Source organism: Streptomyces sp. NPDC031274, assembly GCF_055570235.1.
This window is the reverse complement of sequence record NZ_JBVIHP010000006.1, coordinates 278,672-300,268: the sequence shown is the minus strand read 5'-3', so window position 1 is coordinate 300,268 and position 21,597 is coordinate 278,672. Positions and strand designations below refer to the sequence as shown.

The 21,597-nt window shown below is 71.8% G+C and carries 12 protein-coding genes; 9 read left to right on the top strand and 3 right to left on the bottom strand.

Going from position 1 to position 21,597, the window contains the following annotated elements; all coding sequences use genetic code 11:
- Positions 1 to 201 precede the first annotated feature (201 nt).
- The 5 genes from ACZ5CR_RS13140 to moeZ all read left to right on the top strand — a co-directional run bounded on the left by ACZ5CR_RS13140 (position 202) and on the right by moeZ (position 6,338).
- Positions 202 to 1,989, top strand: coding sequence for a glycosyltransferase (locus ACZ5CR_RS13140; RefSeq protein ID WP_468856776.1), 1,788 nt, complete (start codon positions 202 to 204; stop codon positions 1,987 to 1,989).
- On the top strand, positions 1,986 to 3,230 hold the full coding sequence (locus ACZ5CR_RS13135) for a hypothetical protein (RefSeq protein ID WP_468856773.1): 1,245 nt from the start codon (positions 1,986 to 1,988) through the stop codon (positions 3,228 to 3,230). The genes ACZ5CR_RS13140 and ACZ5CR_RS13135 overlap by 4 nt, the downstream gene beginning before the upstream one ends.
- A 175-nt stretch (positions 3,231 to 3,405) precedes the next feature.
- On the top strand, positions 3,406 to 4,359 hold the full coding sequence (locus tag ACZ5CR_RS13130; protein ID WP_468856770.1) for an NAD-dependent epimerase/dehydratase family protein: 954 nt from the start codon (positions 3,406 to 3,408) through the stop codon (positions 4,357 to 4,359).
- Entirely contained in the window at positions 4,347 to 5,096 is a 750-nt protein-coding gene (locus ACZ5CR_RS13125; protein ID WP_468856768.1) for a spherulation-specific family 4 protein, read from the top strand. The genes ACZ5CR_RS13130 and ACZ5CR_RS13125 overlap by 13 nt, the downstream gene beginning before the upstream one ends.
- Positions 5,097 to 5,159: 63 nt before the next feature.
- Positions 5,160 to 6,338: an adenylyltransferase/sulfurtransferase MoeZ gene (moeZ, locus tag ACZ5CR_RS13120; protein ID WP_389903471.1), complete on the top strand. Its 1,179-nt coding sequence runs from the start codon at positions 5,160 to 5,162 to the stop codon at positions 6,336 to 6,338.
- 125 nt (positions 6,339 to 6,463) lie between these two features.
- On the opposite strand, the gene ACZ5CR_RS13115 is transcribed toward moeZ, so the two are convergent.
- From ACZ5CR_RS13115 to ACZ5CR_RS13105, 3 genes are all read right to left on the bottom strand, one after another.
- A complete protein-coding gene (locus tag ACZ5CR_RS13115) occupies positions 6,464 to 8,026 on the bottom strand; it encodes an alpha/beta hydrolase (RefSeq protein WP_468856765.1) in 1,563 nt (520 codons plus the stop codon).
- An 88-nt stretch (positions 8,027 to 8,114) separates the two neighbouring features.
- Complete coding sequence (locus tag ACZ5CR_RS13110) at positions 8,115 to 9,668, bottom strand: alpha/beta hydrolase (RefSeq protein ID WP_468856763.1); 1,554 nt, start codon at positions 9,666 to 9,668, stop codon at positions 8,115 to 8,117.
- Between the two features lie 105 nt (positions 9,669 to 9,773).
- Positions 9,774 to 12,668, bottom strand: coding sequence for a lysylphosphatidylglycerol synthase transmembrane domain-containing protein (locus ACZ5CR_RS13105; RefSeq protein WP_468856760.1), 2,895 nt, complete (start codon positions 12,666 to 12,668; stop codon positions 9,774 to 9,776).
- A gap of 152 nt (positions 12,669 to 12,820) precedes the next feature.
- Between ACZ5CR_RS13105 and ACZ5CR_RS13100 the strand changes: the two genes are divergently transcribed.
- The 4 genes from ACZ5CR_RS13100 to ACZ5CR_RS13085 all read left to right on the top strand — a co-directional run bounded on the left by ACZ5CR_RS13100 (position 12,821) and on the right by ACZ5CR_RS13085 (position 21,587).
- Complete coding sequence (locus tag ACZ5CR_RS13100; RefSeq protein ID WP_468856758.1) at positions 12,821 to 13,267, top strand: MGMT family protein; 447 nt, start codon at positions 12,821 to 12,823, stop codon at positions 13,265 to 13,267.
- 245 nt (positions 13,268 to 13,512) lie between these two features.
- Positions 13,513 to 17,049: an ATP-dependent helicase gene (locus tag ACZ5CR_RS13095; protein ID WP_468856756.1), complete on the top strand. Its 3,537-nt coding sequence runs from the start codon at positions 13,513 to 13,515 to the stop codon at positions 17,047 to 17,049.
- Between the two features lie 123 nt (positions 17,050 to 17,172).
- The gene (locus ACZ5CR_RS13090; RefSeq protein ID WP_468856753.1) at positions 17,173 to 17,877 is read left to right on the top strand and encodes a hypothetical protein; all 705 of its coding nucleotides are present in this window, start codon (positions 17,173 to 17,175) and stop codon (positions 17,875 to 17,877) included.
- A gap of 158 nt (positions 17,878 to 18,035) precedes the next feature.
- Positions 18,036 to 21,587, top strand: a complete 3,552-nt coding sequence (locus ACZ5CR_RS13085) for an ATP-dependent DNA helicase (RefSeq protein WP_468856752.1) — start codon at positions 18,036 to 18,038, stop codon at positions 21,585 to 21,587.
- Positions 21,588 to 21,597: the final 10 nt, after the last annotated feature.

The window sequence follows — 21,597 nt, the reverse complement described above, 5'->3', positions numbered from 1 at the left end:
CGTCGACAAAACAAACCGCCTCCCTCCCCCCCCCCACCCCCCCCACCCCCCCCCCCCCCTCCCCTCCCCCCCCCCCCCCCCCCCCTCGCCCCCCCCCCCCCCCCCCCCCCCCCCCCCCACCGGCATGTCCGCATACGTTCGTCCCGCTGCGAGCCGCTGGTTCAACGGCGGCTCTCCATATGGGAGATCGGGGGTGTACGCGTGCGCATCGGACTGCTTACGGAGGGTGGCTATCCGTATGTGAGCGGTGACGCCAGGCTCTGGTGTGACCGGCTCGTGCGCGGGCTCGGGCAGCACGAATTCGACATCTACGCACTCAGCCGCAGCGAGCGGCAGGAGGCACAGGGATGGATCGAGCTGCCGCCCCAGGTGAACCGGGTGCGGACGGCGCCCCTGTGGATGGTCGACGACGACGCGGCCTTCGGGGCCCGGTACGGACGGCGGGCGCGGCGGCGCTTCGCGGAGTACTTCGGTGAACTCGCCGCGGCGGTGTGCGCCTCCGGTGTCTCTGGTGCCGCGGGTGTCTCTTCTGTCTCCGGGGGCTTGGGATCCTCCGATGCGCTGGCGGACCGTTTCAGCAGTGCGCTCCACGGCCTCGCCGAACTCGCCAGGGACGAGGGCGGCCTCGTCGCCGCACTGCGCTCCGAAGGAGCCGTGCGCGCCCTGGAGCGCGCGTGCCGCGCGCCGGGCGCACTGCGCGCCGCGCGCACCGCACGGGTTCCCGACCTGCTCGCCGTGGCGGGCCACCTGGAGCGCTCGCTGCGACCGCTCTCCCTCGACTGGTACGGCGACGACGGCCTCGGCGCGGTGGACCTGTGCCACGCCACGTCCGGCGGCCCTGCGGCGCTCCCCGGTCTCCTCGCCAAGCACTTCTCCGGAGTGCCGCTCCTGGTCACCGGGTACGGCGTGCAACTGCGGGCGCACTACCTCGCGACCGGCGACGACGCGCTGAGCGCGCCGGCGCGGGCGCTGCTCACCTCCTTCCACGGCAAGCTCGCCGCCGAGGTGTACCGCCAGGCCACGATCATCACCCCCGGCAACACGCACGCCCGCCGCTGGCAGGAGCGGTGCGGAGCCGAGCGGGCGAAGCTGCGCACGGTCTATCCCGGCATGGAGGCGTCCCGCTTCGCCGAGGTCGGCGAGTGCGAGGACCCGGGCGACCCGGACACCCTGCTCTGGGTCGGGCGCATCGAGCCCGCCAAGGACCTGATCTCCCTCCTGCACGCCTTCGCGGAGGTCCGCAAGGAGGAGCCGAAGGCGCGTCTTCGCATCGTCGGCGCGCCCGCGGAGGGCCCGGAGGCGGCCGCGTACCTCGCGCACTGCAGGGCGCTCGCCGCGCAGCTCTTCCCGGACGAGGCGCGGGGCGCGCACGCCGTCGGCGACAACCCCGTGTCCTTCGAGGAGATCGGCGCGCCCGAGGCGCCCGAACTCGAGGACGCGTACGCCGCGGGGAGCGTCGTCGTCCTTTCGAGCGTCGTCGAGGGGTTCCCGATCAGCCTGGTCGAGGCGATGTTCTGCGGGCGCGCGACGGTCTCCACGGATGTCGGCGCGGTCGTCGAGGTCATCGGCGGCACCGGGCTCGTGGTGCCGCCGCGCAATCCCCGGGCGCTCGCCGAGGCGTGTGTGGCGCTGCTGCGCGACGCGGGGCGGCGCGAGCGGCTCGGAGCGGCGGCGCGTGCGCGGGCGCTCGAACTGTTCACCGTCGAGCAGAACATCGAGGCATTTCGCGGCATTTACCTGGAGATCGTCTCGCACTGTCCGGTGCGCAGAGAGGCGGTCGACGACGCGGGCGAGCCGGTGCCGTTCGGCAATCCGGCGGAGGCGTACGTGCCGGGCAGGTGGGCGGTCGCCGCGGGCGGCGGGGACGCGGGCGCGGGTTCGGGTTCGGGTTCAGGTTCGGGTTCGGGCGGTGCGCCCAGCTGGGCTCGCGAGGCGGACGGGCCGGACCAGGCGGACAGGCCGGAGCAGCTGAAGGGGGCGGGCGTATGAGCAAGCAGCAGAAGGTGGATGCGCCGCGGGCTCCGGCGAGCCCTGGCGGGTGGGACGTGCGGTCCGAGGAGTTGGTCGCCGACGCGGCACTGGTAGGGGAACCTGCTGCTTGGCGTGGGACGAGCACGGGCACCGGGACCTGCCCCAAGCCCGTACGGCGCGGTGGCGTCGATCCGGTGAAGACGCTGATGCACCGGCACCGGGAGCTGTGCGAACGCGCCGTCGACCCGCTGGAGATCGCCGCCGGACTCGAGGCGCACGGAGTGACCGACAGGACCGCCGCGCGGTTCAGGCACCGGGACGTGTTCGCGCTCGCCGAGGAGATGTACGCGCGCGTGCCGCGCGACGAGGAGGAGCGCGGCGTCCCTGTGGCGCTTCCCTCGGCAGGAGATCCCCGACTATCCACCGGATGGGCGCTGCTCGCCCTGCTTCCGGGTGTGGTGTGCGGGCTCGCAGCTGTGGGGCTCGAACTGAGCGAGGGGCGTGCGCGGCTCGCGGTGGGACTCGGCGGAGCGCTCGCCGTCGCCGTCGCGCTGCGGGTGGCTCTTCGGTACGGCCCGCTGCGCTGTGCGCACGAGGTCATGCCGGCCACGCGCGCGTGGGTGTGCCTTCTCGTCGCGTACGCCCTCTTCGGAGACGGGCTGCTGCGGGCCGCCGTCTCCGGTGGGCCCGATGGCCCGTGGGCGCCGTCGACCGCTGCCGCCCTCGGGCTCTCGCTGGCCGTCGCGCCCGCGCTGTGGTGCGTGCGGCTGTTCGCCGTGGGGGCCCGAAGGCGGTTGTCGCTCAGCCGGGGGCTCGCTGAATTCACCTCCGCCGTAAGGCCGTTGCTCCTGGGTGTGGTCGCGCTGTACCTCTGCGCCCTGGGGGGCCTGCTCGTGGGGTCCGCGGCCGTCTACGGAGTGCGGGCCTCTGCCGGTGCCTCTGTCTCTGCCTCAGCCGGTGCCGGAGCGCTCGGCGCGCTGCTGCTGCTTTCGCGGCTCCTCTCCTCGTACGGGTTCGTGCGTGCGCCCCTGCTGATGCTGGGGGCCGCCGGAGCCGTGGAAGTGGGCTCGATCGCCTGCGTGTTCGCCGGGCGCCTGCCCGGGTTCGCGTGGCTCGCGGCCCCGGTGGAGGGGGCGGCGCGGGCCTGGGGGCCCGGTGTCGTCCCCGTCGTCGCGTGTGGCGCCGCCGCGGGCGTGCTGTTGCTCCACTCCCTGCGGGTGCTCAGCCGGGCCTCCGCGCATGCGGGCGGGGCGCCTTGAGCGTTCCTGCCCGCCCCTCTCCACGGCATTTCATGCCACTCCACTTCACTCCGAGAACTCTCTCTCCCGCGGGGCCGACACCGCGGGCCTTACCCCGTGATTTACGGCAACCCCCTGAAGGAGAACGCCAGATGAGCACCCTCAGCATCCGAGAATCCGTCCCGGGAGCCGCCCGATGAGGGTGCTGCTGATCGGAGCCAACGGATACCTCGGCCGGTTCGTCGCCGACCGGCTGCTCGCCGACCCGGCGGTGCAGCTCACCGCGCTCGGCCGCGGCGACGACTCGGACGTACGGTTCGACCTCGCGAGCGGCAGCCCCGGCGCGCTCACCCGCTTCCTGGACGCCGTGCACCCGGGCGTCGTCATCAACTGCGCCGGTGCCACCCGCGGCGGCGCCCGCGAGCTGACCCGGCACAACACCGTCGCCGTCGCCACGATCTGCGAGGCCCTGCGCCGCAGCGGATGCGGGGCGCGCCTCGTGCAGCTGGGGTGCGCCGCGGAGTACGGCCCGAGCCAGCCGGGGTCCTCCACCGCGGAGGACGCCGTGCCCAGGCCCGGCGGACCGTACGGAGTCAGCAAGCTGGCCGCCACCGAGCTGGTGCTCGGGGCGGGTCTCGACGCCGTCGTCCTGCGGGTGTTCTCGCCCGCGGGGCCCGGCACCCCGGCCGGATCGCCGCTCGGGCGGCTCGCCGAGGCCATGCGCCGGGCCATGCAGGCCGGTGACGGCGAGCTCAAGCTCGGCGGCCTCGGTGTGCAGCGGGACTTCATCGACGTACGCGATGTGGCGCGCGCCGTGCACGCCGCCTCGCTCTCCGCGGCCCAGGGGGTCGTGAACATCGGCGCGGGCCGAGCGGTGAGGCTGCGTGACGCGGCCGCCGTCCTGGCACGCGTCGCCGGGTACGGCGGAGCCCTGCACGAGCTCGACCAAGGCGGTCTGCGGCAATCCATCGGGCACCCGCGCTCCGAATCCGACCACGGGAGCCCGGCCGCCTACCCCTATCCCGACGGGTGCGGCAGCTGGCAGCAGGCCGATGTGCGCACCGCGCGCGACCGGCTCGGCTGGCGCCCCCGCATCAACCTCGAAGAATCACTCGCCGACATCTGGATGGAGGCGGCATGCCGCATCTGACCAGCACAGCCACAGGCACCGCGCACACCGACGTACGTCTCGGCTTCGGTATTCCGGGCTTCGCGCACCCCCTCGTCGCGCCCGCCGAATGGTCCGAACTCACCCGTCCCGGGGCCCCTTTGCACTGGGTCGTCCTGAACGTGAGCAGGGGGCCGGGGGAGCGGCCCGACCCGCACTGCCTGGAGGCGGCGGGGCGGCTGCGGAACGCGGGCGTGCGTGTTCTCGGTCACCTCGACGCGTTGTACGGCGCCCGCAGCTTCGGAGAGCTCGTCTCCGACGCGCACCGCTACCTCGACTGGTACCAGGTCGACGGCTTCTCGCTGGACCGCTGTCCCACGGAACGGGCGTCGCTCCCCGAGGTGCGCAGGACGGTCACGACCCTGCGCGCGCTCTGCGACGACGCCCACATCGTCCTGGGGCACGGCACCCATCCGTATCCCGGGTACGCCGAATCCGGCGACCAGTTGGTGACCTTCTCGGGGCCGTGGAGCGACTACCGCTGGTCACAGGTGGCCGAGTGGACCGCCGACTATCCGCCCGAGCGCTTCTGCCACTTCGTGCACGGCATGCCGCGCGGCCACCTCGACGAGGCGCTGCGCATCGCACGCTGGCAGGGCGCGTCGACGATCTACTTCACCGACCGCGTGGACAGCGGCGGAGCGGACGACCCGTGGGAGTCGATGCCCGGCTACTGGGACGAAATCGTCTCGCGCATCGGAACGGGTGTCTCGGAATGAAGAAGGGCGTGGCAGTGTTACGGAGAGAACCACCGATCCGAAATACCGACCAACGGAGTCCCCGTGTCGCTGCCACCCCTGGTCGAGCCAGCATCTGAGCTCACCGTCGACGAGGTTCGCAGGTACTCCCGCCACCTGATCATCCCCGACGTGGGGATGGACGGGCAGAAGCGGCTGAAGAACGCCAAGGTGCTGTGTGTCGGCGCCGGCGGCCTCGGGTCACCGGCGCTGATGTACCTCGCCGCGGCGGGCGTCGGCACGCTCGGCATCGTGGAGTTCGACGAGGTCGACGAGTCGAACCTGCAGCGCCAGATCATCCACAGCCAGGCCGACATCGGCCGCTCCAAGGCGGCGTCGGCGAAGGACTCCGTCCTCGGCATCAACCCGTACGTGAACGTGATCCTCCACGAAGAGCGGCTCGAGGCCGAGAACGTGATGGACATTTTCAGCCAGTACGACCTGATCGTCGACGGCACGGACAACTTCGCCACCCGGTACCTGGTCAACGACGCGTGCGTGCTGCTCAACAAGCCGTACGTGTGGGGTTCGATCTACCGCTTCGACGGCCAGGCCTCCGTCTTCTGGAGCGAGCACGGCCCGTGCTACCGCTGCCTCTACCCGGAGCCCCCGCCCCCCGGCATGGTCCCGTCCTGCGCCGAGGGCGGCGTCCTTGGCGTGCTCTGCGCGTCGATCGGCTCCATCCAGGTCACCGAGGCGATCAAGGTCCTGGCCGGCGTGGGAGACCCGCTGGTCGGCCGCCTGATGATCTACGACGCCCTGGAGATGCAGTACCGCCAGGTCAAGGTCCGCAAGGACCCGGACTGCGCGGTCTGCGGCCCGAACGCCACCGTCACCGAGCTCATCGACTACGAGGCCTTCTGCGGCGTCGTGTCCGACGAGGCCCAGGAGGCGGCGCTCGGCTCGACGATCACTCCCAAGCAGCTCAAGGAGTGGATCGACGCGGACGAGAAGATCGAGATCATCGACGTCCGCGAGCAGAACGAGTGGGAGATCGTCTCGATCCCCGGCGCCAAGCTGATCCCGAAGAACGAGTTCCTCATGGGCACCGCCCTGGAGAGCCTTCCGCAGGACAAGAAGATCGTCTTGCACTGCAAGACCGGTGTCCGGTCCGCGGAAGTCCTCGCAGTCCTGAAGTCCGCGGGCTTCAGCGACGCGGTGCACGTGGGCGGCGGCGTGATCGGGTGGGTCAACCAGATCGAGCCGGACAAGCCGATCTACTAGGCGTAGCGCCTGAACGGAGACAGGGCCTGCACCTTTGAGGTGCGGGCCCTGTCGCTTGAGGTGCGGGCCTTATCGCCTCAAGGGCTCGTCCTCAAACGCCGGACGGGCTGGAGCGGGCCGCGGTCTCAGGTCTCGCAGACCTTGCCGTCCTTCGGCGGGGTTCCGTTCAGCAGGTAGTCGTTGACCGTGTCGTCCACGCAGTCGCTGCCGCTGCCGTACGCCCCGTGGCCCTCGCCCTTCCAGGTCAGCTCGACGCCGACCCCCTTGCCGAGCTCGTCCGCCATCTTGCGGGCGCCTTCGTAGGGCGTCGCCGGGTCTCCGGTGTTGCCGACGACCAGGACCGGGTCCGCGCCCGGGGCGCTCACGTCGGTTGAGTCGTGCAGCCCGGCCACCGGCCAGTCGTAGCACCAGCCGGCCGTGTCCCAGCCCATGAACTCCCCGAAGACCGGCGATATCTCACGGAACTCGCCAAGACTCGCCTTCGCCTCCTGGGGCGTCGTACGCGCCTTGTCGTCGAGGCAGGAGATCGAGCGCTGCGAGTGGCTCTGCGTGCTGTAACGGCCGGACGGCGAGCGCTCGTTGTAGAGGTCGGCCAGCTGGAGCAGCTGCGATCCGTCGCCCTTCTCTGCCTGCTCGAGGCCGCGGGTCAGGGCGGGCCAGCTCGTCTTGCTGTAGAGGGTGACCGTGATGCCGGTGGTCGCCAGGGACTGGGTGAGCTTCCGGCCGCCCGAAGCGGGCAGCGGCTTCGCGTCGAGGCGCTTGAGGAGGCGCACTATCTTCCGCGACCCCGCCTCGGGGTCCTGGCCCGAGGACTTCAGGTAGTTCTCCAGGGCGCGCTGGAAGCCCCGCGCCTGGTTCTTCGAGTGACCCACCGAGTCCGCGGTCGGATCGACGACGGCGTCCAGGGTGAGGCGGCCCACCTTCTTGGGGAACAAGTGTGCGTAGACGCCGCCGAGTTCGGTGCCGTACGAGATGCCCATGTAGTGCAGCTTCTCGTCGCCGAGCACCTGGCGCATCACGTCCATGTCCTGGGCGGCCTCCGCCGTCGAGACATGGCCGAGCAGCTTGCCCGAGTCGCGCGCGCAGCCCGCGCCGAAGTCGGCCGCGTCCTTGAAGTACGCCGCTTCCTCGGCCGGAGTGTCAGGAGTGAGGTCGACGGACTCCGCGGCCTGCGTCTTCTTGTCGCTGCGGCAGCGCACACCCTCGCTGCCGTCGACCCCGCGCGGGTCGAAGCTCACCAGGTCGTAGCGCTCGCGCAGCTTCTCGTACCCGTCGGCGAACGACGGCAGCATGGAGACGCCGGAGCCGCCGGGCCCGCCGAAGTTGAACAGGAGCGAGCCGATGCGCTCGCCCTTGCCGGTGGACCTGGCACGGATCAGCGCGACGTCGATCGTCTCGCCGTCCGGCTTCTTGTAGTCCAAGGGGACCTTGAGGGTCGAGCACTGCCACTCGGAGCCGGGTGCGGGGTCGCTGCCGGTCGCCTTGCAGCCGCCCCAGTCGAGCTTCTGACTGATGAGCGAGGCGGGCAGGGCGGAGGAGGCATCGGGCTTCGGTGACTGCTCGGGGCCGGTCGGCGCGGACTTCGCGTCGTCGCGCCCGTCCCCGTCGGACCCGCCGCAGCCGGCGGCTAGCCCCGCCACCAGAATTCCTGCGGCGGCCAGAGCTGCTGACCGTACGAGACGCGGCATGGAGCGGTTCCCCCCTCGTAAGACAATCAGGCCATAGTAGGTGGGGTCACTTGCAGTGGCTCCGGGGGGCCGAGTGGCCCCTGCCGCGTCACGAGCAGACCGTGCCCTCCTTGGGCACCGTGCCGTCCAGCAGATAGCCGTTCACCGCGTTCCGCACGCACTTGTTCTTGCTGTCGTACGCCCCGTGCCCCTGGCCCTTGTACGTCAACTCGACGCCGACGCCCTTGCCCAGCGCGTCCGCCATCTTCTTCGCGCCCTCGTACGGTGTGGCCGGGTCGCCCGTGTTGCCGATGACGACGACGGGCGGTGCGTCCGGCGCGCTGACGTCCGGGTGGTCGGCGGCGCCGTCCACCGCCCAGTCGGTGCAGCCGACCATGCCCCACGCGAGATAGTCGCCGAACAGCGGCGACGCCTCACGGAACTCGGGGAGCTTCTTCTCGACGTACTCCGGCGTGTAGCGGGCTTTGTCGTCCGCGCAGTTGATGGAGATGTTGGCGGCCTGGATATTGCTGTACGTACCGTCTTCGTTGCGGCCGTTCATGGAGTCGGAGAGCGCCATGAGGATCTTGCCGTCCCCGTCGTACGCCTGGTCGAGGCCCTCGGTGAGATACGGCCAGAAGTCCTTGGAGTACAGCGCCTGCGCGATGCCGTTGGTGGCGGCGGTCTGCGTCAGCTCGCGCGAGTCCTGGGCAGGCAGCGGCTTGGCGTCCAGCTTCTTGAGGAGACCCGCGATCTTGTCCTTGACGTCCTGCTCGGTGTCGCCCACAGGGCAGTCATCGACCTTCGACGTGCAGTCCTTGGCGTAGTTGTCGAGCGCGAGCTGGAAGCCCTCGGCCTGCCCGAGGGAGCCCTGCTCGGCCGTCTCGGTGGGATCGACGACCGCGTCGAAGACGGCGCGGCCCACCTTCTTGGGGAACAAGTGTGCGTAGACGCCGCCGAGTTCGGTCCCGTACGAGATGCCGAAGTAGTGCAGCTTGTCGTCGCCGAGCACCTGGCGCATCAGGTCCATGTCGCGGGCCGCGTCGGTGGTGCGTACGTGGGGGAGCACCTTGCCGGAGTTCTTCTCGCAGGCGCCGTTGAAGCCCTTCACGTTGTCGACGAGCTTCTTCTGCTCGGCGTCGTCGTCGGGAGTGGAGTCCGCTTGGAAGTACGCGTCGAGCTTCTTGTCGTCCTCACACCGCACGCCCGCGCTGCGGCCGACGCCGCGGGGGTCGAAGCTCACCAGGTCGTAGCGGGTGCGCAGTTTGGCGTAGTCCTCGCCGAAGGCGGGCAGCGTGGTGACGCCCGAGCCGCCGGGGCCGCCGAAGTTGAAGACGAGCGATCCGATCCGCTGGTCCTTCTCGCCGCTCGCCGCGGCGCGGATCAGGGCGATGTCGAGGGTGTCCCCCTTGGGCTTGTCCCAGTCGAGAGGGGCCTTCATGGTGGCGCACTGCCATGTCGCGCCGCCGGGCAGCGGGGACGGGGCCTCACCGCCGCCTTCGGAGGAGTCGGGCGCGGGGCAGTCCTTCCAGCTGAGTTCCTGAGCCGACAGGTCGGTGTCCTTGGAGGCCGTGGACTCCTTGGAGTCGTCACCGCCGCAGGCCGCGAGGGTTGCGGACAGCAGGACGACGGTGGCGGCGGCACGCGCCTTGAGGTTGGGCATGCTCCCCATCCTGCGGGGGGCGCAGACGGGGCGCACGGCTGGCTCGGCCTTCCGTGGAGTGGCCGCCTTCTCTTCCGTCTTCTCTTCCGTGGAGCGGCCGCCTTCCTACAGAAGGCCCTTCCTCGTCAGGTGGTTGAAGAACAGCCACCCCGGAAGCACCGGCAGCCACAGCGTGAGCAGCCGGAAAAGCAGCACCGCGGGCGCCGCCACGTCCTTGGGCACGCCCACCGCGATCAGACCGAACGTGAGCGTCGCCTCCACCGCCCCGACACCGCCGGGCGTGGGCGCCGCCGAGCCGAGCGCGTTACCGGCGAGGAAGACCACGGCGACGCTCGCCAGGGTCAGCGGCTTCATCTCCGTCGTGCTGAAGGCCCGTACCGAGGCGTCGAGACAGAGCACGAACATGAGCGTCAGGAGCAGCATGCCGCCGATGCCGGTGAGCAGCTTCTGCGGGCGCTGCAGTACGTCCAGCATGCGCGGCACGACGCCCGCGAACAGCGAGCGCACGCGCGTGACGACGAACTTCCGCAGGAACGGGATCGCGGTCACCACGAGCACGAGCACCGCGACCGAGAGCAGACCGGCGATGACCGTGCGGGACGGTGACAGGGACGGCGTCTTCTCCGTACCGGTCACATAACCGAAGATCATCAGCAGCATGATGTGCGAGCCGAGCCCGAACAGCTGTGAGGCGCCGACGCTCGCCACCGCGAGGCCGGAACGGACCCCGGAGCGTTGCAGGAAGCGCGTGTTGAGCGCGACGCCGCCCACCGCGGCCGGTGCCACGATCTTCACGAACGATCCGGCGACCTGCGCCTGGACGGCCCGCAGGAACGGCACACGCTCCGGCACGAAGCCCAGCAGGCTCATCGCCGCCGCGAAGTAGCTCAGCGCCGAGCACGCCACGGCCACCAGGACCCAGCCCCACTCGGCCTCGCTGACGATCGTGTTGAAGTCGACGTGGGTGAGCTGGGAGAGCAGGAAGTACGCGCCGATGGCACCGGCGATGAAGCTGATCAGCGTGCGCGGCCTGATGCGCTCCAGCTGTGCGGGCTCGACGGGCGCCTGCGGGCGGATGAGCAGCACCTGGTGGCGGATCTGGGTGAGCAGGTCCTCCTCGCGGGCCTGATCGAGCGCCACGTCTATCGCCTGCTTCTCGGCCTGTTTCTCCGCGCGCACGGCCTTGCGGTCGAGACCCTTGGTGCCGTCGGCGGTCTCCGCCGCTTCCGCCGCCGCCACGTCGGCGTCCGCTTCTGCCGCGCGTGCCAGCTTGTCCTTGCGGGAGGCCTCGAGCACCGCGTCGCGCTCGCGCTGCGACCGCTCCCTGGCCAGCTTGCGCAGGGTCGCGCGGGTGGAGCGGGTCAGGGCGATGGGCTGGAGCAGCGGCAGACAGTCGGCGACCGTGTCGGGGCCGAGCACGTCGAGCGCGGTCGCGACCGCGCGCTCGGCGCCCACGCGAAGACCGAAGGCGGTCAGGAGCTGGGCGACGTCCATCCGCAGGACCAGGTCACCGGCGGCGATCTCGCCGCCCCGCAGATCGGTCAGGATGACCGTGCCGGAACGATCCACCAAAATCGCGTCACCCGCGAGCCTGCGGTGCGCGATCCGCCGCGACTGGAGCGCCTGCACCTGCCGCCAGGTGTCGCACAGCAGTTCATCGGTGATGACGTCGTCGGGCAGGGAGTCCAGGGTGCGGCCGCCCGTGTGCTCGTAGACGAGCATCACCGCGTCGGGGCCGAGCTCGGAGGTGGCGATCAGCTTGGGCGCGTTGGCCCCGGCCGCGATCGCCGCGTACGCCAGGAGGGCCTCCTGCTCCAGGGCCTGGCGCAGCGACTGCAGGCTGCGGCGCTGGGTGATGCCGCGCAGCGTGAGTCTGCGCCATACGCGGTAGAAGAAGCCCTGCGCCTGCTGCTCGCGGTCGATGACCGTGACGTCCAGGGGCGGGCCGTCCTCCAGGGTGACGAAGTAGCGGCGGCCCCGGTCGCCGTGCTCGCTGTCCGGGGCGTCCTCGCGGGCCGCGCTCACCGGGTGGAAGCCGACGTGCCGCAGACCGGCGAGCAGCGTCTGGCCGGTGGGCCGGACGTTCGGCGAGCCGACCGCGTAGAGCGTTCCGTAGGCCACGCTCCAGCCGAGCAGGACCGTCAGGAGGATCGAGAACGGCGTCGTGTAGCCGGTGACCAGCATGGTGAAGGCGTCGAGCAGCAGCACCACCCACAGCACCACGCGCCAGCGCGGTCTGCGGGACATCCCCACGGCTGTCATATAGGCGATGACGGGGGCCAGATAGCCGTGCACGGGGTCGGTGAGCGCGTGCAGATCGCCGGGGGACGGCCGGGTCAGCGCCTCCTGGATGGAGCCCGGGGCGGCCTTGGCGACCCAGAGGTCGGTGGCGAGCGTCACGCCGTGCGCGAGAACGGCCGCGAGGACGCCGTCGGCGATGCGCAGGCCGTCCCGTTTGACCAGGCGCTCGATGGCGAACGCGACGGGGACGAGCAGGACGCCGATGCTCGCGGTGAGGCCCGCGAACTTGATCAGGAGGTCGGGCGCCTGGTCCGTGCCCTTGTCGATGTCCTGGGCGAGCCCCGACGTCGTGCCGTGCGCGAACGCGGCGATGGCGAGGACCACGACGATCCCGAGGATGCCGACGAGCAGCCGCATCAGGTCCGACGGGCGGTGCACGCGCGCGGCGAGCAGCGGTTCGTCACCTGCGACGCGGTCGCTGTGCGCTCCGTCGCTCTCGGCGCAGTCCTCGGCGTGGTCCTCGGCGTGATCCACGGCCTGGTCCATGGCGTGGTCGTCGGGGACGAAGTCGGCGTGGGCGTCCTGCTCGGGCTTCTCGCTCCGCTCGGGCTTCCCGCTCCGCTCGTACGTCTCGTTCTTCTCGTTCTTCGTCAGGGGGTGCCCACCGGTGTCCGGGTGCGCCTCGGCCGCAGGGGTGCCCGCCGTCTCATCGGGGTGCACGTCCTGCTGCTCCGTCGCCTCTTCTTGATCTCGTATCACCAGTCACCGCCCGCACGATGGTGGCATGCTCCACCGACAGAGGGGGGCATCAGGGTGCAATGCGGGGGCGCGAAGTATGCACAGAGCTCCAGTTTGTCGCGTACCGCACACTCTGTCGCGGGCCCGTCACGGTGTCGGTGGGGTACGGCAGGATGGACCGGATGAGCGAGGAGAACGGACCGGAGCAGGAGCTCTCGAGGTACCCGGAGTACGCCGAGCGGGTCTTCGAGGTCGCGGAGCTGATCCCTCCGGGGCGGGTGATGACGTACGGGGACGTCGCCGAGTGGCTGGAGGAGGGCGGCCCCCGACAGGTCGGCCGGGTGATGGCCCTCTACGGGGACGCGGTTCCGTGGTGGCGCGTGGTGCGCGCGGACGGTCGGCTGCTGCCGGGCCATGAGCTGCGGGCGCTCGGCCACTACCGCGACGAGGGCACGCCGCTGCGCGCGGCGGGCCGTGCGTCCGAGGGGCATGTGCCCCGCCTCGACATGCGGCGGGCGCGCTGGGACGGCGCCGCGGCGAGTGGTGGTGCCGCGGCGAGTGGCGGCGGGGCGGGCAGCGGCGGTGCCGCTCGCCCGCAGGCTCCGGGGGCTCACACCTGACAGCTTCGGCCATCCCGGGGCGTCGTGGGGGGCCGGTGGCCCGTACGGGGGAAGCCATGCGTCACGCACGCGCGCTGGCCCGTACGGGGGAAGCCACGCGTCACGCATGCCTGCTGGCCCGTACGAGGGAAGCCACGCGTCACACACGCCCGCTGGCGTAGCGTCGACAGCACGCATTTCTCTCACCCCGCAGCCATCGCGCAGCTGAATTTCGACCCGTACACCCACCAGGACCGGCGACCCACGTGAGCTCCACTTCTTCCGCCCGGCACACCCGACACCCGTCGCACCTCCAGGTGCGGCAGGGGTCCCAGGGTGCCTATCGGCTGGTGCGTACCCCGCCGGTCCACGTGGCTCCCCCTCGTCTTGACGCACGACAGCGTGCGGTGGTTGACCACCCCGGAGGGCCGCTGCTCGTCCTGGCGGGGCCCGGCACCGGCAAGACGACGACGCTCGTGGAGTCCGTCGCCGCCCGGATCGCGAAGGGCACGGAGCCGGAGCGGGTCCTCGTCCTCACCTTCAGCCGCAAGGCCGCGGTGGAACTGCGCGACCGCATGGCGCTGCGCATGGGCGCGGCCGACGCCCCGCAGGCGACGACCTTCCACTCCTTCTGTTACGCCCTCATCCGCGCCCACCAGGACGCGGACCTGTTCGTCGAGCCGCTCCGGCTCCTCTCGGGTCCCGAGCAGGACGTGGCCGTACGGGAGCTGCTCGCGGGCCAGATCGACCTGGCGGGCGAGGGGCGCTCCCGCATCCGCTGGCCGGACGAACTGCGGGCCTGCCTGACGACGCGGGGCTTCGCCGACGAAGTGCGCGCGGTGCTCGCCCGGAGCCGTGAACTGGGCCTCGGCCCCGACGCCCTGAACGCCTTCGCCCGCCGCGCGGGGCGCCCGGACTGGGGTGCGGCGGCGGCGTTCCTCGCGGAGTACCTGGACGTACTCGACATGCAAGGAGTGCTCGACTACGCGGAACTCGTGCACCGCGCGGTGTTGCTCGCGCGGCGTCCCGAGGTCGCGCGGGCGCTCGGCGCGCAGTACGACGCGGTGTTCGTGGACGAGTACCAGGACACGGATCCGGCGCAGGTGCGGCTCCTTGACGCGCTGGCCGGGGGCGGGCGCTCCCTCGTCGCGTTCGGCGACCCCGACCAGTCGATCTACACCTTCCGGGGCGCCGATGTGAACGGCATCCTGGAGTTCCCCTCCGACTTCCCGCGCGCGGACGGCACTCCGGCGCCGGTCGAGGTCCTGACGACCTCCCGCAGGTCCGGATCCACTCTCCTCGCGGCCACCCGCCTGCTCACCCGGCGCATGCCGCTGACCAGGCTCCCCGCGGAGAAGGTACGGGCCCACCGGGAGCTGACCGCGGTCCGGGACGGCGGCCGCGTCGATACGTACACCTATCCGACATCCGGTGCCGAGCTCGACAACATCGCGGACATCCTGCGCCGCGCGCACCTGGAGGACGGCGTCCCCTGGAACGAGATGGCGGTCCTGGTCCGCGCGGGAGCCCACACGATCCCCGCGTTCCGCCGCAGCCTCACCGCGGCGGGCGTCCCCCTGGACATAGACGGCGACGACATCGCACTGCGCCACGAGCCGGCGGTCACGCCTCTGCTGACGGCGCTGCGGGCGGTGGCGGAGGCGGTGGTGTCGCAGGCTTCGCCTTATGGGGACGGGGACGGGGACGGGGTCGGGGACGGGGTCGGGGACCGGGATGGGGACGGGGCTGATGCCGGGCCTGAGTCGGAGGGTGGGCCCGCATCTGGGTCTGACGCCGAGGGCGAGAGTGAGCCCGGGGCCGGGTCGGAGGGCGCGTCCGGGGCGTCCGGGGCTGAGGCCGGGGCCGCGCCGGAGGCTGCCGATGCCGACCCCGCAGCCACCACCGCTCCCGCCCCCACCACTGCCCCCGCCTGGCTCGACACCGAGACCGCCCTGACCCTCCTCACGTCGCCCCTCGCCGGTATGGACGCCGCCGACCTCCGTCGGCTCGGGCGGGCGCTTCGGGCGGAGGAACGGGCTGCGGGGAACCATCTTCCGGCGCCCTCCGACGAGCTGCTCGCCCGCGCGCTCGCCGAACCGGAGCGGCTCGTCGCGCACGACCCCGCGTACGCGCGCGGCGCCCAGCGGCTCGGTGCGCTGCTTCGTAAGGCCCGTGAGTGTCTCGCGGGCGGCGGCACCGCTGAGGAGGCGCTCTGGGAGCTGTGGGACGGCACACCGTGGCCGCGCCGCCTGGAGCGGACCGCGCGTCGAGGCGGCGCCGCCGGGCGGAACGCGGACCGTGATCTCGACGCGGTCTGCGCCCTGTTCGCGTACGCCTCCCGCGCGGAGGAACGCACCGGAGGGCGCGGCGCCCTCAACTTCCTGGAGGAGACCGAGGCGCAGGACATCGCCGCCGACACCCTCACCCGCCGGGCGGTACGCCCCGACGCCGTACGCCTGATGACGGCGCACCGTTCCAAGGGCCTCGAGTGGCGGGTCGTGGTGGTCGCGGGAGTCCAGGAAGGCGTCTGGCCGGACCTGCGTCGTCGCGGTTCCCTCCTGGAGGCCGACCGCATCGGAAGCGACGGCCTTGCCGAGCCCCTCACCCCCGGAGCGCTCCTCTCCGAAGAGCGCCGGTTGTTCTACGTGGCCGCCACGCGCGCGCGTGAACGCCTCGTCGTCACCGCCGTCAAGGCGCCAGCGGACGACGGCGACCAGCCGTCCCGCTTCCTCACCGAACTCGGCGTGGAGCCCAAGGACGTCACGGGCCGCCCGCGCCGCCCCCTGTCCGTCTCCGCGCTCGTCGCCGAGCTGCGCTCCACCACCGTCGACCCCCGGGTCTCGGAGCCCCTGCGCGAGGCCGCCGCCCACCGGCTGGCCCGGCTCGCCGCGCTGAGCGACGCCGACGGGCGCCCCCTGGTGCCGTCCGCGCACCCGTACCGCTGGTGGGGCATGTACGAACCGACGGCGAGCGAGGTCCCCCTGAGGGACCGCGACAAGCCCGTCGTCCTCTCCGGAAGCGCCCTGGACCAGCTCGCCAACACCTGCTCCCTGCAATGGTTCCTGGGCCGCGAGGTGAAGGCGGATGCCCCCTCGACCGCCGCCCAGGGCTTCGGCAACGTGGTCCACGTCCTGGCCGACGAGGTCGCGTCCGGCACGACACCCGCCGACCTCGCCGTCCTCATGGAGCGCCTCGACTCGGTCTGGGACGCGCTGGCCTTCGACGCCCCCTGGAAGTCGGCGCAGGAGAAGGAGCACGCGCGCGTGGCGCTCGAACGCTTCCTCCAGTGGCATGTGACGGACCGCGCGACCCGTACCCCCGTCAGCAGTGAGCACGACTTCGACGTCACCCTCGAAGCGGGGCCGTACGAAGTACGCGTGCGCGGCTCCATGGACCGGGTCGAGACGGACGCGCAGGGCCGTGCCTACGTAGTCGACTTCAAGACGGGCAAACAGACCCCCACCGCCGCCGAGGTGGCCCGCCACCCGCAGCTCGCCGTCTACCAGCTCGCCCTGCGCGAAGGCGCGGTCGACGACGTCTTCGAAGGCGTACGTCCTGAGGCGGGCGGCGCGGAACTGGTGCAACTGCGCCAGGGCGCCGCCAAGAAGGACGGCGGTGAGTCCCTGCCCAAGGTGCAGGCCCAGGAGCCGCTCTCCGGGGAGTGGGTGGGCGACCTCCTCGCCACCGCGGCCGGCAAGGTCCTCGACGAGCGCTTCTCACCCACCACCGGCCAGCACTGCACGCACTGCGCCTTCCGTGCCTCGTGCAGTGCGCGGCCCGAGGGCCGGCAGGTGGTGGAATGACACCAATGGGCACCAACCGGGACGCCAGTGGCCAACGTCACCTTCCCGCGCCCCTGCACATAGCAGCCGCACAGGCCATCTAAGGTCGCGGCAAAGCTCAACGTCTTTCGAGGAGAAACACACATGGCAGCCAACCGGAAGCTCCTGGCCGCGGCAGTCGTCTGCGCCGCCGCAGTCGTCGGCGTCACGGGCTGCAGCAACGACGGCGGCAACGACCCCTTCAAGGGGAAGAGTGCCGACCAGATCGCCAAGAAGGCCGTCAACGCCTCCAAGGGCGCGGGCTCCTTCAAGGTCACCGGCAAGGGCGAGCAGCAGGGCAAGCCGATGCAGGTCGACTTCGCCGTCGCCAAGTCCGACGACTGCAAGGGGAAGACGGGTTCTCCGTCCACCGGCACCGGCGAGATCCTCGTGTCCGGCAAGTCCTCGTACTTCAAGGGCGACGACAAGTTCTGGAAGAGCACGGGCAGCTCCGCCCTGGGCGCCAAGCTCAAGGGCCGCTGGATGAAGTCGCCGCAGGGCCAGACGGCCAAGACCTGCGACCGGGACCAGATGTTCGAGTCCAAGGAGCTCAAGGGTCTCAAGCGCGGGGACGACGCCGAGATCGACGGCAAGAAGACGGCTGTCCTCACCAAGAAGGACGGCGGCCAGACCCTCACGTACCACGTCGCTCTGGAGGGGAAGCCGTACTTCCTGCAGATCGACAAGAAGGGCGGCGACGACCCCGTCAAGCTGAACTTCAGCGACTACGGCAAGCCCGTCGTCGTCAAGGCTCCGGCCGCCGACGACGTCGTCGAGCAGGACGACCTGAAGAAGCTGATGGGCTCCTGACCGTCCGTTCCGGCCCCGGTCCCGGCAGCGGCCGCCGGCAGCCTCGCGGCGGCGGCCCCTGACGGCCCTCTGGCCGCGGCCTCTGACGGCTCCCTGGCTGCGGCCCCTGATGGCCGGGTACGCCCCGGTTGTCAGTGGTCGCCGCTAGCCTCTCTGACGTGCCACCTCGTATCACCGACCCCGAGCAGCTCAAAGAGCTCCTCGGTATCCCGTTCACCCCGGAGCAGACGGCCTGCATCACCGCGCCGCCCGCCCCGCAGGTGATCGTGGCCGGAGCCGGGTCGGGCAAGACGACGGTGATGGCGGCCCGCGTGGTCTGGCTGGTCGGCACCGGCCAGGTCGCCCCGGAGCAGGTCCTCGGCCTGACGTTCACGAACAAGGCGGCGGGCGAACTCGCCGAGCGCGTGCGGCAGGCGCTCATCAAGGCCGGGGTCACCGACCCCGACGCGCTCGACCCGGACCACCCTCCGGGCGAGCCCGTCATCTCCACCTACCACGCCTTCGCGGGCCGCCTCCTGACCGACCACAGCCTGCGCATAGGGCTCGAACCCACCGCCCGGCTGCTCGCCGACGCCACCCGCTTCCAGCTCGCAGCGCGCGTGCTGCGCGAGGCGCCAGGACCGTATCCCGCGCTGACCCGCTCCTTCCCCGACCTCGTCAGCGACCTCCTCGCGCTCGACAGCGAGCTCGCGGAGCACCTCGTGCGCCCCGACAGGCTCCGGGCGTACGACACGGAACTGCTGCACGCCCTGGAGGGCGCCAAGCTCTCCAACGCGGACCTGCGCAAGGTGCCGGAGACGGCGGCGGCCCGGCTCGAACTGGCCGAGCTCGTCGGCCGCTACAGGGAGGCGAAGCGCTCCCGCGACCTCCTCGACTTCGGCGACCAGATCGCCCTCTCCGCGACACTGGCCCGTACCCGCGCGGAGGTCGGCGAGATCCTGCGCGAGGAGTTCCGGGTCGTCCTGCTCGACGAGTATCAGGACACGTCGGTCGCCCAGCGCATCCTCCTGGCAGGCCTCTTCGGAGGCGGCACGGGCCACCCCGTGACGGCGGTCGGCGACCCCTGCCAGGCGATCTACGGCTGGCGCGGCGCGTCCGTGGCGAACCTGGACGACTTCCCCGAGCACTTCGCGTACGCCGACGGGCGCCCCGCCGCCCGCCACGCGCTCAGCGAGAACCGCCGCAGCGGTGGCCGCCTTCTGGACCTCGCGAACGGCCTCGCGGAGCCGCTGCGCGCGATGCACGCGGGCGTGGAGGCCCTGCGGCCCGCGCCCGGCGCCGAGCGCGACGGCATGGTGCGCTGCGCCCTGTTGCGTACGCACGCCGAGGAGATCGACTGGATCGCCGACTCCATCGCGCACCTCGTGCGCACCGGAAAGGCCCCCGGCGAGATCGCGGTCCTGTGCCGCACGGCGACGGACTTCGCACAGATCCAGGGAGCGCTGGTCGCCCGCGACGTCCCCGTGGAGGTCGTGGGCCTCTCCGGGCTTCTGCACCTGCCTGAGGTCGCCGACCTCGTCGCCGTCTGCGAGGTGCTCCAGGACCCGGGCGCGAACGCCTCCCTGGTGCGCCTGCTGACCGGCCCGCGCTGGCGCATCGGCCCGCGCGACCTCGCCCTCCTGGGCCGCCGCGCACGCCTTCTCGTACGGCACGGGCACGCGGCCCCCGACGACCCGGACCGGCGGCTCGCCGAAGCCGTCGAGGGGGTCGACCCGGCCGAGGTGATATCGCTCGCGGACGCGCTCGACACGTTCCTGGAGACGCCTCTGGAGGAGGACACACAGGACGACGGTCTGCCCTTCTCGCCGGAGGCGAGGGTGCGGTTCGCCCGCCTCGCCGCCGAACTGCGCGACCTGCGCCGCTCCCTTGCCGACCCGCTGATGGACGTGCTGCACCGGGTGCTCGCCGTCACGGGGCTCGAAGTCGAGCTCTCCGCGTCACCGCACGCCCTCGCGGCCCGCCGCCGCGAGACGCTGTCGAACTTCCTGGACGTCGCCGCGTCCTTCGCCGCGAACGACAGCGGGGCGAGCCTCCTCGCCTTCCTCGCCTTCCTGCGGACGGCGGCGCAGTACGAGAAGGGTCTGGACAACGCCCTGCCCGGCGGCGAGAACACCGTCAAGGTGCTCACCGCGCACAAGTCCAAGGGCCTGGAGTGGGACGTCGTGGCCGTCCCCGGCCTGGTCACCGGGACGTTCCCCAGTACCCAGGGCCGCGAGAAGTGGACGGCGCAGGGCAAGGTCGTCCCGCACGCGCTGCGCGGGGACGCGGCGACCCTGCCCGACATCGAGGCGTGGGACTCCCGGTCCATGAAGGCGTTCCACGAGGACATGAAGGACCACCAGCGCACCGAGGAGCTCCGCCTCGGCTATGTGACGTTCACCCGCCCCCGCTCGCTGCTCCTGGGCTCAGGCCACTGGTGGGGCCCTTCGCAGAAGAAGCCGCGCGGCCCCTCGGACTTCCTCAAGGCGCTGTACGACCACTGCGCGGTGGGCCACGGAGAGATCGAGGCCTGGGCGGACGAACCGGAGGAGGGTGAGGAGAACCCCGCCCTTGCGGAGGCCGCGGCCGAACACGCGTGGCCGCTCCCGCTGGACGACATGTCCCTGGCCCGCCGCCGGGCCGCCGCACAGACGGTCCTCACGCATCTGGACAGCCTGACGGGGGAGGGGGCGGTGGCTCCGGGCGGCGACGCCCGCTCGCACGAAGAGCCCCACCCTTCGGCGTACGACGACGTGCCCCCGTCCGACGACCCGGACTGGCCGCCCCCTCCGGAGGAGGACGAAGAGCCGCCCTACGGAGAGGCCGAGCCGTCCGACGCCGACTCCGAGGAGTGGGATTCCTGGACATCGGCCCGTCCGGCGATCCCGCACCAGGTGGCCCCCCTGCCCTCCGCGACCGCCCACCCGCACCCTGCCGACACCATCCCTGAGGAGCCCGGCCTCACTCCGGAGGAGCCCCGTCTCACCCCGGAGGAGGCCCGCACGCTCGCCTCCTGGGACCGAGACCTGGACGCCCTCACCGGCGAACTCCTGCGCGCCCGAGAGGCGATCAGGGACATTCCCGTACCGGCGTCGCTCACCGCGTCCGAAGTGCTGCGCCTGGCCGCCGACCCCGAGGGTTTCGCGCAGGAGCTCGCGCGCCCCATGCCACGCCCGCCGCAGCCCGCGGCCCGCCGGGGCACCCGTTTCCACGCCTGGATCGAGACCCGCTTCGAGGAGCTGCGCCTCCCGCTGCTCGCCCCCGAGGACCTGCCGGGCGGCGGCCCCGGCGAGGCCGAGATCGCCGACGAACGCGATCTGGACGCACTCAAGGAGGCCTTCGAGCGCACCGAGTACGCCCACCGCACTCCTCACCGCGTCGAGGTGCCCTTCCAGCTGACGCTCGCGGGCCGCGTCGTCCGCGGCCGGATCGACGCGGTCTACAAGGAGGTCGACGGCGATGACGTGACGTACGAGATCGTCGACTGGAAGACCAGCCGCAACCGCACCGCCGACCCCCTCCAGCTCGCCGTCTACCGTCTGGCCTGGGCCGAGCTGCACGACGTGCCCCCGGAGTCCGTGAAGGCGTCGTTCCTGTACGTGCGCAGCGGTGAGATCTCCCGCCCCGCACACCTGCCGGGCCGGGCCGATCTTGAGCGGATTCTCCTGGAGGAACCGGGCGGGCGTCCGGGGGATGAACCAGCGGACGAGTCGGCTCCCGGAGGCGGATAGGCTCGTGACC

Excerpts from the sequence above, each read along its gene's own strand:
- ACZ5CR_RS13135 (WP_468856773.1), top strand. The coding sequence starts at position 1,986 with ATGAGCAAGCAGCAGAAGGTGGATGCGCCGCGGGCTCCGGCGAGCCCT.
- ACZ5CR_RS13130 (WP_468856770.1), top strand. The coding sequence starts at position 3,406 with ATGAGGGTGCTGCTGATCGGAGCCAACGGATACCTCGGCCGGTTCGTC.
- ACZ5CR_RS13125 (WP_468856768.1), top strand. The coding sequence starts at position 4,347 with ATGCCGCATCTGACCAGCACAGCCACAGGCACCGCGCACACCGACGTA.
- ACZ5CR_RS13115 (WP_468856765.1), bottom strand. The coding sequence starts at position 8,026 with ATGCCGCGTCTCGTACGGTCAGCAGCTCTGGCCGCCGCAGGAATTCTG.
- ACZ5CR_RS13110 (WP_468856763.1), bottom strand. The coding sequence starts at position 9,668 with ATGCCCAACCTCAAGGCGCGTGCCGCCGCCACCGTCGTCCTGCTGTCC.
- ACZ5CR_RS13100 (WP_468856758.1), top strand. The coding sequence starts at position 12,821 with ATGGACCGGATGAGCGAGGAGAACGGACCGGAGCAGGAGCTCTCGAGG.
- ACZ5CR_RS13090 (WP_468856753.1), top strand. The coding sequence starts at position 17,173 with ATGGCAGCCAACCGGAAGCTCCTGGCCGCGGCAGTCGTCTGCGCCGCC.